Here is a 13,387-nt window from a genome sequence, read left to right on the forward strand (position 1 = left end):
CGGTCCGGGGCTCTCGTCGTCCGACGGTGCCGCGTCAGATGTAGATGGCCGGGTCCACGTACTCCGCGGGATCGACGGCCGGCTGTGTCTCCCGGCGCGAGTCCCGGTGGCGGAACGTCGCCGGGATGCCGGTGATGATCGAGTCCGGGGGCGTGTCCTTGACCACGACGGCGTTCGCGCCGACCGCGCTGCCCGCACCGATGGTGATGGGCCCGAGGACCTTCGCGCCCGCGCCGATCGTGACGCGATCCCCGATGGTGGGATGGCGCTTGACCTTCTCAAGCGAGCGTCCGCCCAGGGTGACGCCCTGGTACAGCATGACGTCGTCGCCGATCTCCGCGGTGCTCCCGATCACGACCCCCATCCCGTGATCGATGAAGAACCGACGACCGATGGTGGCCGCCGGGTGGATCTCGACGCCGGTGAGGGCGCGCGCCAGCTGGGCCAGCGCGCGAGCGGGGAATCGGAGCCTCTCGTCGCGCCACATGCGGTGGGTCAGGCGGTGGACCCAGATGGCGTGCAGCCCCGAGTACACGACGGTGGTCTCGAACGGGCCACGCGCAGCCGGATCGTGGGTGCGCGCGGTCTCGAGGTCCTCACGCAGTCGTTCTAGAAAGCTCACCGGCTACCTTTTCGTGGAGTGGTTGGGACGGACGTCGCGGCGGGATCAGCCGCGGATGTCGTCGAACAGGATGGTGGAGATGTAGCGCTCGCCGAAATCGCACACCACGGCCACGATGAGTTTACCGGCGTTCTCGGGGCGCTTCGCGAGTTCGAGCGCCGCCCAGACGATGGCCCCCGACGAGATCCCGCCGAGGATGCCCTCCTGGGTACCGAGCGCGCGGGCCACCCGCACGGAGTCCTCCACGGTCGCGTCCATCACTTCGTCGTAGATGTCGCGGTCGAGGTTGTCCGGGACGAAGTTGGCGCCGAGGCCCTGGATCTTGTGCGGGCCGGGGGCGCCGCCGTTGAGGATGGGCGAGTCGGCGGGCTCGACGACGACGATCTGCACGCCGGGCTTGCGCTCCTTGAGGACCTGGCCCACGCCGGTGATCGTCCCGCCGGTGCCCACACCGGCCACGAAGATGTCCACCTCGCCGTCGGTGTCCTCCCAGACCTCCTCGGCGGTGGTGGTGCGGTGGATCTCGGGGTTCGCCGCGTTCGCGAACTGCTGGGCCCAGATGGCGTTCTCGGTCGTCGCCACGATCTCCTTGGCGCGGTCGACGGCGCCCCGCATGCCCTCGGATCCGGGGGTGAGGACGATCTCGGCGCCGTAGGCCCGGAGCATGACGCGCCGCTCGGTGGACATGGTCTCCGGCATGGTCAGCACCACCTTGTACCCGCGGGCCGCCCCTACCATCGCCAGGGCGATCCCCGTGTTGCCGGAGGTCCCCTCCACGATCGTGCCGCCGGGGCGCAGGGCGCCCGCCTTCTCGGCGGCGTCGATGATGGCGACGCCGATGCGGTCCTTGACGCTGTTGGCGGGGTTGTAGAACTCGAGCTTGACGGCGACCTGCGCCCCGAGTCCCTCGGTCAGCCGGTTGAGGCGGACGAGGGGGGTGCGCCCGACCAGTTGAGTGACGTCGTCGTAGATCTTTGCCATGGGGAGCCTGCCTTTTCGGGGGTTCAGCGTACGGGGAGTCGTCGTGGGTGGGGCGGCGCGGGCGCGCCCCGGGGCAACGGCGGTCAGCCTAACGGCCGGGCGCCGGTGCTCCTACGCGGCCAGCCACTGGGCGTAATACTTCCGGGCCTTCGCGAGCTTCGGGTTGATGATCACCTGGCAGTAGCCCTGCTCGGGGTGCTTCGCGTAGTAGTTCTGGTGCCAGTCCTCGGCGACGTGGAAATGGGGGAGCCGGCTGACCTCCGTGACGATCGGGTTCTTCCAGTTCTCCTGGTTGCGGCGGATGGCGTCCTCGAAGAGTTCCTTCTGCGCGGCGTCCTGGTAGTACATGACGCTGCGGTACTGGGTTCCGACGTCGTAGCCCTGCCGGTTGAGGGTGGTGGGGTCGTGGGACACGAAGAACATGTCCAGGATGACGTCCTCGGGCACGACGTCCTCGTCGAAGCTGACCGCGACCACCTCGGCGTGTCCCGTGATCCCCGAACACACGCTGTCATAGTCCGGGTGCCTCGTATGGCCGCCGGTGTATCCGGAGACGACCTCCGTCACGCCGCGGGTCTTCTGGTAGACGGCATCGAGGCACCAGAAGCAGCCCCCTCCAAGCACAAAAGTCTTCATGACTGTGTCAATGCGCGCCACGTGCCGATGATTCCCGCGCCTGTTCCGCCGCCGGTGGACGGGGCGGACTTGGCGGGCCCTGCTTCGGCGGGTATTACTGGTGTCATGGACCAGAACGAGCACGACTCCGGCGTCGCTCCGTCCGGCATCGACGCACCCGAACCACCGGGCATGCATGCTCCGACCGTCGGCGACGTACTCCTGGCCATCGAGGAACTATGGCCCGAGAGCCTCGCGGAGGACTGGGACGAGGTGGGGCTCGTGGCCGGCCGGTCGGGGAAGCGGGCGGACAGGATCCTCTTCACCGTGGATCCCACGGCGGCCGTCCTCGACGAGGCCCTCGACTGGGGCGCGACGATGATCGTGTCCCACCACCCGCTGCTTCTCAAGCCCGTCTCCTCCGTCGCGGCGTCGGGGTTCAAGGGGGAAGCCATCCATCGGCTGATCGAGGCAGGCTGCGCCCTGGTCACGGTCCACACCAACGGCGACAGCGCGGTGGGCGGAGTGTCCGACGTGCTGGCGGACGCCCTCGGCCTGCAGGACGTGCAGCCTCTCACCCCGGCGGCGGACGGGCTGCCCGAGGAGGGCATCGGCCGGGTCGGGAACCTCGGATCGCCGGTGACGCTCGGTGACTTCGCGGAAGTGGTGTTCTCCATCCTTCCCGCCGTGGCGGGCGGTGTGCGGGTCGCCGGCGACAAGGACGCGCTGGTGCGGCGGGTCGCCGTCTGCGGCGGCGCGGGCGATTCCCTGTTCGACCGCGTCCGGTCGAGCCGGGCCGACGTCTATGTGACCGCGGACCTCCGGCACCACCCGGCGTCGGAGGTTCGGGAGGCAGCGGCCGGTGCCACGCCCTACCTGATCGACGTCTCGCACTTCGGCAGCGAGTGGCTGTGGCTGACGCCCGCCGCCGAAGCCCTCGCCGGCGTCCTCACCGATCAGGGCTTCACCACGGACATCCGGGTGAGCGGGGTCAACACCGACCCGTGGGACTTCGTCCTGACACCCGGTCACTGACCGCCGCCCCGGGCGGCGTGGCCTAGGCTGGGACGACGCCAACCCCCGCTCGTCGTGCCCCATCCGACCCATCCTGGAGGTTTACCGTGGCCAAGGCTGCACCCGAGGAACAACTCCGCCTGCTCGACCTGCAGGCCCTCGATTCGACCCTCAACAAGCTTTCTCGCCAGGCCGCCGCCGCGCGCAGCAATCCCGAGATCGGGATCGTCGCCGGCCGGGTGGCGGACGTGGACGCCGAACTCGTCCGGGCGACCACCGAGCTCGGGGACCTGCAGCGCGAGCTCACCCGCGCGGAGGACGAGGTCCAGTCCGTCGTCAACCGGCTCGAACGCGACGAGAAGCGGCTCAACAGCGGAACCGGGACCTCGAAGGACCTCACCGCGCTGCAGCACGAGGTCGCCACCCTCACGAAGCGGCGGTCGGACCTCGAGGACGTCGAACTCGATGTCATGGAGCGGGTGGACACGGCGCGGGCCGCGCAGGCCGAGGTGCAGGGGCGCACGAACGGCGTCCGCGCCGAGCTCAAGGCCCTCGAGGACGCCCGGGACGCCGAACTGGCCGACGTCGATGCCCAGCGCGCCCGGGTGCAGGCGCAGCGGGACGAGCTCGCCGCCACCTTCGACGCAGGGCTCCTGACGATCTACGAGCGGATCCTCGCCCGTCGCGGCGTGGGTGCCGCGCGGCTCTTCCACGGCAAGTCCGAGGGATCGGGCATGCAACTGAGCCCCGGCGATCTCGCCGACATCTCCGCGGCCGCGCCCGACGACGTCGTCCTCTGCCCCGACTCGGGTTGCATCCTCGTCCGCTCGAGTGACTGGGGAAACCAGCAGCCGTGACGGATCAGCAGTTGTTCGACCCCTATGCGCAGGACCAGGACGCGGCCCAGGACCACGTGCGGCAGGACCTCCCCGCGCGCCTCGTCGTCGAGGCCGACGGCGGGTCACGGGGCAATCCCGGACACGCCGGATACGGCGCCCTCGTGCGCGATCCCGACACGGGCCGCATCCTCGTGGAGAAGGCGGCCTACATCGGCAAGGCCTCCAACAACGTCGCCGAGTACTCCGGACTTGTGTCCGGACTGGAGCTCGCCCGGGAGATCAACCCGCAGGCGGCCGTGCACGTGAAGATGGATTCCAAGCTCGTCGTCGAGCAGATGTCGGGGCGCTGGCAGATCAAGCACGCGGACATGCGCGTCCTGGCGGCGAGGGCGCGGAAGGTCCTGGATCCGCGGCGCGTGACGTACGAATGGATCCCGCGCGAGCGGAACAAGGACGCCGACCGGCTCTCCAACGAGGCGATGGATGCCGGGATGGCCGGCGTCGACTGGAAGCCCCGCGCCACCGCCGGGGCCTCGACCGCGGCGTCGAGCGCACCCTCGACGGCGCGCGACGCCCCCGTGCAGGAGGCGCCCCGCCGTGCGGGTCGGTTGCACCACGTCGAGGTATGGACGAGGGATCTTCCCGCGGCGGACGCCAGCCTGGGCTGGCTGCTCGAGCGGCTCGGTTTCCCCCGCAGGGAGTCGTGGAAGAACGGCGTGAGCTTCGGCTCCGAGGAGTTCTACGTGGTCCTGGAGAGCGGCCCGGATGTCGCGGCGGGCGGCCACGACCGCCGTCGTCCCGGGGTGAACCACCTCGCGTTCCGCGCGGGCTCACGCGCCGACGTCGACCTCCTGGTCCGCCGCGCAGCCAGTCACGGCTGGTCGCTGCTGTTCGCCGACCGCCATCCCTTCGCGGGCGGCCCCGACCACTACGCCGCGTACCTCGAGAACGCCGAGGGGTTCGAGGTGGAGCTCGTCGCCGACTGACCGCCGGCTTCACGCTTCGGCACGGCGTTTCACGCTTCGGCACGTCGTCGCGGCCGGCGGAGCGAGGCGTCAGTCGAGCACGATGTCGAGCTGCGCGGGCTTCCGCGAGGTGGCCGGCTGCAGGTCGGCCGTCCACTTCTCGCGGGCCGCCCCGAGCAGGGCAGCCGGCGTCGCGGGGACGGCGCCGCGCCGCGTGAGCAGGTGCCGGGCGAGCTCGCCCCGGGTGTGCTTCGCGAAGTGCGAGACGACCGTCCGCTTCCCGTTCCGGATCTGGAACACGTTGACGGCAGCGCTCTGCTGCGGTGGCGAGGTCCAGGCCGCCGCATAGGTGCTGGACCGGCAGTCGACGATCAGGCCGTCGCCCGCGTGGAGCGCCAGGGGAGCCGCGAGGTGCTTCCTCCAGTAGGTGGCGAGCCGCCCCGTGCCCGGGAGGTCCACCGCCATCGACAGGCGGTAGGCGGGGATCCGGTCGCCGAACGCCACGGCTCCCCACAGGGCGGAGACGACGACGCACTGCTCCCGTGCCTTGCGTCTCTGCACGGCGGTCATCCCGGCGTAGCCGAGGGCGTCGTACAGGACCCCCGAGTAGATGTCGTGGGCGGGAGCGGCGGGCGCGACGTCGAGCACCAGGTTCCTCGCCACGTCCTCGGCGAGGGATGCCCCGACGCCGAGGACCGCATGCGCGTCGTCTGCAGCACTGGCGGCCCTCAGGGCGCCGAGCACGGCCCTGCGCGCGTCGTTGAGTTCGGGGAAGTGGAGGTCGTCCAGGTGGAGCGGTGCACCCGTACGGGCTGCGGACTTGCCTTCGGACGGGGGGAGCAGGATCAGCACCGATCCACTGTATCCAACCCGGGCAGGCCGTCCGTGCGCGGCAGCCGGCGGTGTCCTGGTCACCTAGAATGGGAGCTGGATGGGTCGACCAGGCGGCCGCGTTGGACGGTGCGAGAGCACCCGCTCCACCGAGGAACGTCCGGGCTCCGCAGGGCAGGGTGGTGGGTAACGCCCACTCGGGGTAACCCGCAGGCCAGTGCCACAGAAAAGAGACCGCTTCCGCCGCAGGCTTCGGCCGGCGCGGGCAGTAAGGGTGAAAAGGCGGTGTAAGAGACCACCAGCGTGCCGGGTGACCGGCGCGGCTCGGTAAACCCCACCCGGAGCAAGGCCAGACAGTGCGCGCTCGAGGGCTGCCCGCCCGAGTGCACGGGTAGGCCGCTGGAGGGCGTCGGCAACGGCGTCCGTAGATGGATGGTCGCTACTCGCGCGTCGGTGACGGCGCGCGATGACAGAACCCGGCGTATCGGTCGACCCATCCCTCGACCTGCCATCCACCCATCGGCCGGCTCCCCGGATCGGATGCGGTCCCCGTGCGATCCGGAAGCACGGCACGGTCTCCGGCGCGTCATACGTTGTCGCGGGACCCCGCTCGTCCTACTGTGTGAACATCGCTGCGGGTCTCGTACGCAAGCGCTGCGGTATGAACGGGTCGGCCTTCTGCTGGGGCTCGGGGTCGGCCCGTTCGCCTCGACCCGGCTGCGCGGTCACCGTCATTAAACGGTCCCCCGTACCCGGTCTCAAGAGGTAGGGGGACCGCCCGGCGTCTATAGCCGCCTCGGGAGCTCGTCGACCGCGATACTGCTGGGGGAACGACCGCGGGACGCACTCCCACCTCCATGGTGCGCTTCCGCCGATCACGCTGCAATCGCAGGGCCCCGGCTAAGCCGAGGGAGGAATCGGGAACAACGGTCCCACTTTTCCGTTGCCCAGTCGAAACATTATCGGTGGTCTCCGGGAACTCGTCAAGACCCGATGAACCATCGGCCGGCAAGTGGTCACGGCCTGCCTGTCACACGAGGAGCTCTGGCTTAGGGTGATCGGATGAGCACTGGGGGCGCTGCCGAACGACACCTGTTGGTGCGCAACGGGAACTTCCGCGCGCTGATGGTCTCCAGCACGTTCGGTGTGCTCGGCAACGCCGTCGCAGCGGTGGCGCTGCCCGTCATCGCCGCGGTGGAACTCGATGCCAGCAACTTCGAGGTCGCCGCCCTCGCCGGCATGACCTTCTTGCCCTGGCTCCTCTGCGGGCTGCTCATCGGCGTGTGGGTCGACAGGCTGCCGCGTAAGCCGGTGATGCTCGCGTCCCTCTCCGTCCGCGTCCTGGTCCTCGCCCTCCTGCCCGTCGGCTACTGGTGGGGTTTCCTCAGCACTCCCTTGCTGTTCGCCGCCGCCTTCGTCGCGGGTGTGGCCGGCGTCTTCTTCCAGCTGGCGGACGCCGCCCTGGTGCAGCAGGCCGTCACCCCGGACGAGCTCATGGAGGGCAACGGCCTGATCACCGGGTCCGGTGCCGCGGCGGACGCGGCAGGACGCTCCGCCGGGGGGTGGCTCACCGGTGCGGTCGGCGCCTCCAACACGCTGATCGTTCAGGTGACGACGTCGGTCATCGCGCTTGCGGCCATCCAGCGCCTCGATGTGAAGGAAGTGGTCCGCCCGCGGAGTGATCCTCGGATCGTCCGGGAGATGTGGGACGGATTGCGCTACACCTTCAGCACGGCCCCGCTGCGCGCCCTCCTGCTCAACGCCGCGCTCTGGAACCTCGGCGGCAACATCTCCGCGTCCCTGCTCGTGCTGCTGGTGCTGAGGACCCTGGGGGAGTCGGAACTGTGGCTGGGCCTGCTGCTGGCCGCGTCGTCCGTCGGAGGAGCCGTCGGCGGGGTCACGGCCAACTCCCTGGGCGAGCGCTTCGGGTCGGGGCCGCTGTGGCGCTGGTCCATGGTGCCCGGCGTGCTCGGCTACGCCTCCCTCCTGATCCTCACGCCCGGCGCCGGGATGCTCTGGGGACTCCTCGGCATGTTCGTGATGGGCGCCAGTGTCTCCTGGAACATCGTCGTCGGTACGAGCTTCCGCCAGCGCGTGTGCCCGCCGGACATGATGGGCCGTCTCGGGGCTGCGTCGCGCACAGTGAGCTGGGGCATGCTCGCGCTCGCCAGCCTGCTGGCGGGAGTCCTGGCGGAGACCGTCGGCATCCGTGATGCGGTCCTGATCGGGGTCCTCATCGCGTGCACCGCTCCGCTGGTGGCGCTGCTGGGCCCCCTGCGCGGCGTGAAGCGGTTGGAGGACCTCGCCCAGGCCCCGGCTCCGGCAGCCCGGGTCGAAGCGGCGAGGAAGCCCTGACGCCGGAACCCGACCCCGATCCGGTCCTGCTAGTGACCGAACGGGTCCGGGTCCACGCCGGGCAGCCAGGTGAGGCCGGGCACGCCCCAGCCGTTGTTCTTCATCGCCTTACTCGCCTTGCGTCCCTGCCGGTTGTCGAGGCGATCCACGTAGAGCCTGCCGTCCAGGTGGTCGTACTCGTGCTGCATGCAGCGGGCGAACCACCCCGTGGCCTCGAACTCGACGGGCACGCCGTCGCCGTCGAACCCGGACACCCGCGCCCAGTCGGCCCGCTTGAGGGCGAAGGACTCGCCCGGGACGGACAGGCAGCCCTCCGCCTCGTCCTCAGGATCGGGATCGGATCCGGGAACCTTCGAGATCACGAGCGTCGGGTTGACGAGGACACCGCGCGGGGCGACGTCGTCGTCGTTCTCCATCCCGTAGACGAAGACGCGCAACCCCACGCCGATCTGCGGGGCGGCGAGGCCCACCCCGTTGGCGACGTCCATCGTCTCGAACATGTCGGCGATGAGGGTGCGCAACGCGTCGTCGAACGCCTCCACAGGGAGGGCGCGCCGGTGCAGGACCGGCTCGCCGGCGATCGTGATGGGGTGGACGGTCATGGAACCTACCTGTTCTGGGTGGGGCGGTCAGCGATCGATCGGCCGATGGACTCGCGCATGATCTCGCTGGTCCCGCCGAAGATCGTCAGCAGCCGCGCGGCGAGGAACGCCTGCGAGACCGGGTATTCGAGGATGTAGCCGTACCCGCCGTGCAACTGGAGGCAGCGGTCCGTGATGGACTTGGCCCGCTCACTCGCCCATAGTTTGGCCTGGGCGGCGCCCGTGGGCGTCAGTGCGCCGGCGTTGAAGGCCAGCACCGCCTGATCGACGAAGGTCTCCGTCACCTGCACCTCGGTGAGGATGTCGGCGAGCACGTGGCGGGTGTTCTGGAAATCGAGCACCCGCTCGCCGAACGCACTCCGCTCGGTCACGTACCGCAGCGTCTGCTCGTAGGTTGCGCGCGCGAGCGCGGCGGAGGCGACGGCGATGCCGAGGCGGCCCTGCGGGATCTGCTCGAGGCTGTAGCGCAGGCCCTGGCCCACCTCGCCCACGAGATCGGCGCCGGGTACGCGCACGTCGTCGAAGAAGAGCTCGGCGGTGTCGGATGCGCGGAGGCCCATCTTGTCCAGCTGGCGGCCGGGCGCATAGCCCTCGCCCTTGCTCACCATGAACAGGGAGAACGAGTCGCTCGAGCCCCGTCCGGAGCTGCCATCGGTGCGCGCGAGCACGAGGGACGCGTCCCCGCTGATCCCGTTGCCGATGAACACCTTCTGACCGCTGATCAGCCAGTCGTCGCCGTCGCGTACCGCCCTGGTCCGGATGCCACGGAGATCGCTGCCGGCTCCCGGCTCGGTCCACGCGCAGGACGTCACGATCTCACCGGAGACCATGCCCGGCAGCCACCGCTCCTTGAGGTCGTCCGAACCGTAGGCGAGCAGGTGCGGGAGGACGAGATCGTCGTGCAGGTGGAAGGCGAGGCCGACGGCGAGGTGATTGCTGCGGGCGAACTCCTCGTCCAGCACCGTCCGGAACCGGTAGTCCGGCATCCCCGCTCCGCCGAACTCCTCGGGGACGGCGAGCCCGAGCAGTCCCTGTTCACCCGCCGCGGTCCAGACCGAGCGGTCCATCAGGTGCTGCCGGTCCCAGTCGGCGTAGTGGGGAGCGACGGCGCGGTCGTTGAACTCGCGGGCGACATCGCGGAAGAGCTCGTGATCTTCTTCGAACACTGTGCGTTCCATGACGTGGGTCCTTCGGATGCTCGCAGCCGTGAAGGCGCAGGCCGGGACGGCCGTTCTCCAGGGCTTGGGCTTGATGGGGCCTGAATGACGTATGCCGCCCCGGACGATCTCCGGGACGGCATACGTGGTCAGGATCATCCCTGACGACTGAGGGTGAGTAACGGGGGTTGAACCCGCGACCTCCTGGACCACAACCAGGCGCTCTGCCAACTGAGCTATACCCACCATGTGTCTCCACAGCGCACCCCGGTGCCGGGTGACCCCGCCGGGCTGTCCGTGGAAGGCAGCGGATACAAGTTTACACACTTTTCGGTGTGGTCCTGACAACGCCGCAGGAGCACCTCGGGGGCGCCGCCGGAGCCCTCAGGACGCGATGGTGCGCGCGATGTTCTTGCTCGTGGCGGAGTCGGGTCCGGGGGACGGCACGAAGACCGCCGACCGGTAGTACCGCAGTTCCCTGATCGAATCCTCGATGTCCCCCAGGGCCCGGTGGCCGCCGGTCTTCGCGGGAGCCTGGAAGTAGGCGCGTGTGTACCACCGACGGGCCAGTTCCTTGATGGTCGACACGTCGATGACGCGGTAGTGCAGGTGGTCGACGACCAGCGGCATGTCCCGGACGAGGAAGTTCCGGTCCGTGCCCACCGAGTTGCCTGCCAGCTGAGCCTTGCGGGGCTCGGGGACCCACTTCCGGATGTACGCGAGGACCTGCTGCTCGGCGTCCTCCATGGTGATGCCGCCGTCGAGCTCCTCCAGCAGGCCCGACGTCGTGTGCATCGTCCGCACGAAGTCACCCATCTGGGCGACGGCCTCGGGTGTGGGCTTGATCACCACGTCCACGCCGTCCCCGAGCACATTGAGCTCGGAATCCGTCACGAGGACGGCGACCTCGATCAGGGCATCGTTGATGAGGTCCAGCCCCGTCATCTCGCAGTCGATCCAGACGATGGGGTCATTCGATATCGGCATTCGACCAATGTACCGCCCGGCACCCCTGCTTCCGTGCCCGACCCTGCACGCCCTCACCGCGGCTCGTACAGGGTCGCGCTCGGGGCCCGGTGCTAATATTCGAACAGTTCGCTCAGGGCTGCGGGGAGATCTGGGAAACCCTGCCGCTTCCGGTAAGGGCACCGCTCGCGGGCCGCCCGCCGTCGGGTCGTCACCGGCCGACGGCCCGAGGACGGGGCGTTCGACGCCGACTTCTGCCTGCCGACGATTGGATTTCCCCGATGCCCTCCCAGGTCCCGCTCTCCGAGGTCGCGACGCAGCAGGGACCGGACCGACCGAACATCGCCATCGTGCAGGGATTCGTCGGATCACTCCTCATGTGGATGGGGTCGCTCGGCGTCGGGTGGCTGTCGCTCGCGTCCGCCGAACTGAGGCGCACCCCGATCATCATCTGGCTCCGTTTCGAGCCTGCCGGCGCCGTGCTCTCCGTGCTCCTCCTGGCGCTCGGCGGCATGCTCCTCGTCCGCTCCTGGCTGCGGTTGGGACAGCGACTGAACGGCTGGTCGGACGACACGAGACCGTACCTGATGACCGCCATCGTCGCGTGGACCATCCCGCTCGCTGCCGCGCTACCGCTCTTCAGTCGCGACGTCTTCGCGTACATCGCCCAGGGCCAGGTCATGGTGGCCGGGCTCAACCCCTATGTCGACGGGTATTCGCAGATCTCGAACTACCTGCAGATCGGTGCCGACGACCTGTGGGCGCAGAGCCCCACACCCTACGGGCCTGTTTTCCTCTGGATCGAGGAAGGCATCGTCAGGATCACGGGCGGCCACCCGGATACCTCGATCATCCTGTTCCGCGTCGTCGCGCTCGTGGGAGTGGCCCTGTGTGTCTACGTCATCCCCAAGCTCGCGGCCCTCCACTCCATCAATGCGAATCGCGCCCTCTGGCTCACCGCCGCCAACCCGCTGTTCCTCATCAACTTCGTGGCGGCCATCCACAACGATTCGCTCATGATCGGTCTCGCCCTGGCGGGGCTGTACCTGGCAGCGACGAAAAGGCCCGTCCTCGGGATCCTCCTGATCACGCTCTCGATCGGCATCAAGCCGATCACGCTGATCTTCCTGCCCTTCGCCGGCCTGATGTGGGCGGGCAGGGGTGCCTCCTGGCCACGCCGGTTCCTCTACTGGTTCCTCACCGCCGGCATGTCGCTCGGGCTCCTCTGGATCATGGGGCTGGTGAACACCTTCGGGTTCGGCTGGGTCGGCGCCCTCAGCACCCCGGGCAGCGTCTGGATCTGGTACGCGCCGGTCGGCTTCATCGGCCTCGTCATCGCCTCGCTCGGCGACGCCGTCGGCCTGCCCGGCTGGGACCTCGCCGGCGCCTTCCACACCCTCGCCCGGGTGGCCTCGCTCGCGATCATCGCCCTCCAGATCTTCCGCGGCGACCACAGCCGCCTCGTCCACCGGCTCGCCATCGCGTTCGCGGCCATCGTGCTGCTGGCGCCGATGATCCAGTCCTGGTACGTGGTCTGGCTGATCCCGCTCTTCGCGGTCACCGGCATCCGCGACGACTGGCAGGTGAAGTTCCTCTACTTCACGGTCGCGTTCTTCATGGTGTACGCCATCTCGGACCAGCTCGACATCTTCCCGTACTTCGACTTCAGCCTCATGATGGCGCGTCAGATCGCGGCCGTCATCGCGCTCGGATTCGCGCTCTACCTCGTGTTCATCGACCGCAGCACCAAGGTCCTGTTCCTCCGGCGGTATCGGCCGTCCACGCCCGGCCTGACGCACTGACCCCGCATCCCGGCATGCGGGACCGTCCCTGACCGGCGATACTGAACAGATGATTGAAACAGGAACGACGACGTACAACGGCGAGTTCGAGATCACCCACTGGGATGCCGAGCCGTATGCGGAGCCCGGCAGCACGGGCGAGCTCTCCCGCGTTCGGGCCTCGAAGGTCTTCGAGGGCGAGATCACCGGGACCAGTACGGCGGAACTGCTGATGGCAGGGAACGACGTCGGCGCGGGCTACGTCGCGTCCGAACAGTTCGTCGGGACCGTCGGGGACCGGACGGGCGCCATGACGGTGCAGCACTGGGGCGTCGCCGAGGGCGCTGATGCCGCGAGTTCGGGGCACATCATCCCCGGCTCCGGGACGGACGGGCTCCGCGGCATCGCGGGCAAGGCCATCTACTCCCAGGACCCGGACGGGCAGCACCGGCTGGAACTGAGGGTCAGCTTCCCCGCCGACACCGAGTAGGCCTTCCGGGCCGGCCCGCGATTGCGGTCGGTCCAGCGCCGGACCGCCCATAGTAAACTGGCTTGACTGCCTCCGTAGCTCAGGGGATAGAGCAGGGGCCTTCTAATCCTCTGGTCGCAGGTTCGAATCCTGCCGGGGGCACAGCATGAGGGCCGGACGCCGAGGCGTC

General features: G+C 69.3%; 13 protein-coding genes, 2 tRNA genes and 1 other RNA gene. 8 read left to right on the forward strand and 8 right to left on the reverse strand.

Going from position 1 to position 13,387, the window contains the following annotated elements; translation table 11 throughout:
• Window positions 1–34: 34 nt before the first annotated feature.
• The 3 genes from epsC to msrA form a co-directional block, all read right to left on the reverse strand.
• Window positions 35–622: a serine O-acetyltransferase EpsC gene (gene epsC, locus AC4D2E_RS05080; protein ID WP_104165343.1), complete on the reverse strand. Its 588-nt coding sequence runs from the start codon at window positions 620–622 to the stop codon at window positions 35–37.
• Window positions 623–667: 45 nt separating this feature from the next.
• Window positions 668–1,603, reverse strand: a complete 936-nt coding sequence (gene cysK, locus AC4D2E_RS05085) for a cysteine synthase A (protein ID WP_104165342.1) — start codon at window positions 1,601–1,603, stop codon at window positions 668–670.
• A gap of 111 nt (window positions 1,604–1,714) precedes the next feature.
• Entirely contained in the window at window positions 1,715–2,239 is a 525-nt protein-coding gene (msrA, locus tag AC4D2E_RS05090; RefSeq protein ID WP_104165340.1) for a peptide-methionine (S)-S-oxide reductase MsrA, read from the reverse strand.
• A 105-nt stretch (window positions 2,240–2,344) separates the two neighbouring features.
• On the opposite strand from msrA, the gene AC4D2E_RS05095 reads away from it, so the two are divergent.
• The 3 genes from AC4D2E_RS05095 to AC4D2E_RS05105 all read left to right on the forward strand — a co-directional run bounded on the left by AC4D2E_RS05095 (window position 2,345) and on the right by AC4D2E_RS05105 (window position 5,057).
• Complete coding sequence (locus tag AC4D2E_RS05095; protein WP_104165339.1) at window positions 2,345–3,253, forward strand: Nif3-like dinuclear metal center hexameric protein; 909 nt, start codon at window positions 2,345–2,347, stop codon at window positions 3,251–3,253.
• 86 nt (window positions 3,254–3,339) lie between these two features.
• Window positions 3,340–4,089 carry a zinc ribbon domain-containing protein gene (locus tag AC4D2E_RS05100; RefSeq protein ID WP_490951847.1) on the forward strand — a complete coding sequence of 250 codons (750 nt, stop codon included), beginning with the start codon at window positions 3,340–3,342 and terminating at the stop codon, window positions 4,087–4,089.
• Window positions 4,086–5,057 (forward strand): reverse transcriptase-like protein, encoded by a 972-nt coding sequence (locus tag AC4D2E_RS05105; RefSeq protein WP_490951848.1) that lies wholly within the window; start codon window positions 4,086–4,088, stop codon window positions 5,055–5,057. Before AC4D2E_RS05100 ends, AC4D2E_RS05105 begins: the two co-directional genes overlap by 4 nt.
• Before the next feature lie 69 nt (window positions 5,058–5,126).
• On the opposite strand, the gene AC4D2E_RS05110 is transcribed toward AC4D2E_RS05105, so the two are convergent.
• Window positions 5,127–5,888: a YaaA family protein gene (locus tag AC4D2E_RS05110; protein ID WP_490951849.1), complete on the reverse strand. Its 762-nt coding sequence runs from the start codon at window positions 5,886–5,888 to the stop codon at window positions 5,127–5,129.
• An 80-nt stretch (window positions 5,889–5,968) separates the two neighbouring features.
• On the opposite strand from AC4D2E_RS05110, the gene rnpB reads away from it, so the two are divergent.
• Window positions 5,969–6,367, forward strand: an RNA gene (rnpB, locus tag AC4D2E_RS05115) — RNase P RNA component class A.
• Between the two features lie 562 nt (window positions 6,368–6,929).
• Window positions 6,930–8,222, forward strand: a complete 1,293-nt coding sequence (locus AC4D2E_RS05120; protein ID WP_104165333.1) for an MFS transporter — start codon at window positions 6,930–6,932, stop codon at window positions 8,220–8,222.
• Between the two features lie 29 nt (window positions 8,223–8,251).
• Here AC4D2E_RS05120 and def read toward each other — a convergent pair whose 3' ends face one another.
• The 4 genes from def to orn form a co-directional block, all read right to left on the reverse strand.
• Window positions 8,252–8,824, reverse strand: coding sequence for a peptide deformylase (gene def, locus AC4D2E_RS05125; RefSeq protein WP_490951850.1), 573 nt, complete (start codon window positions 8,822–8,824; stop codon window positions 8,252–8,254).
• Between the two features lie 5 nt (window positions 8,825–8,829).
• Window positions 8,830–10,002, reverse strand: a complete 1,173-nt coding sequence (locus AC4D2E_RS05130; RefSeq protein WP_104165329.1) for an acyl-CoA dehydrogenase family protein — start codon at window positions 10,000–10,002, stop codon at window positions 8,830–8,832.
• A 152-nt stretch (window positions 10,003–10,154) separates the two neighbouring features.
• Window positions 10,155–10,227, reverse strand: a tRNA-His gene (locus AC4D2E_RS05135).
• Window positions 10,228–10,365: 138 nt separating this feature from the next.
• Window positions 10,366–10,968 (reverse strand): oligoribonuclease, encoded by a 603-nt coding sequence (gene orn / locus AC4D2E_RS05140; RefSeq protein ID WP_104165327.1) that lies wholly within the window; start codon window positions 10,966–10,968, stop codon window positions 10,366–10,368.
• A 260-nt stretch (window positions 10,969–11,228) separates the two neighbouring features.
• Between orn and mptB the strand changes: the two genes are divergently transcribed.
• The 3 genes from mptB to AC4D2E_RS05155 all read left to right on the forward strand — a co-directional run bounded on the left by mptB (window position 11,229) and on the right by AC4D2E_RS05155 (window position 13,359).
• Entirely contained in the window at window positions 11,229–12,749 is a 1,521-nt protein-coding gene (gene mptB / locus AC4D2E_RS05145; RefSeq protein WP_490951851.1) for a polyprenol phosphomannose-dependent alpha 1,6 mannosyltransferase MptB, read from the forward strand.
• Window positions 12,750–12,798: 49 nt separating this feature from the next.
• Complete coding sequence (locus AC4D2E_RS05150; protein ID WP_490909484.1) at window positions 12,799–13,218, forward strand: DUF3224 domain-containing protein; 420 nt, start codon at window positions 12,799–12,801, stop codon at window positions 13,216–13,218.
• A 68-nt stretch (window positions 13,219–13,286) separates the two neighbouring features.
• Window positions 13,287–13,359: transfer RNA gene (locus AC4D2E_RS05155), tRNA-Arg, on the forward strand.
• Window positions 13,360–13,387: the final 28 nt, after the last annotated feature.

The organism is Arthrobacter sp. TJ-265 (assembly GCF_058269135.1).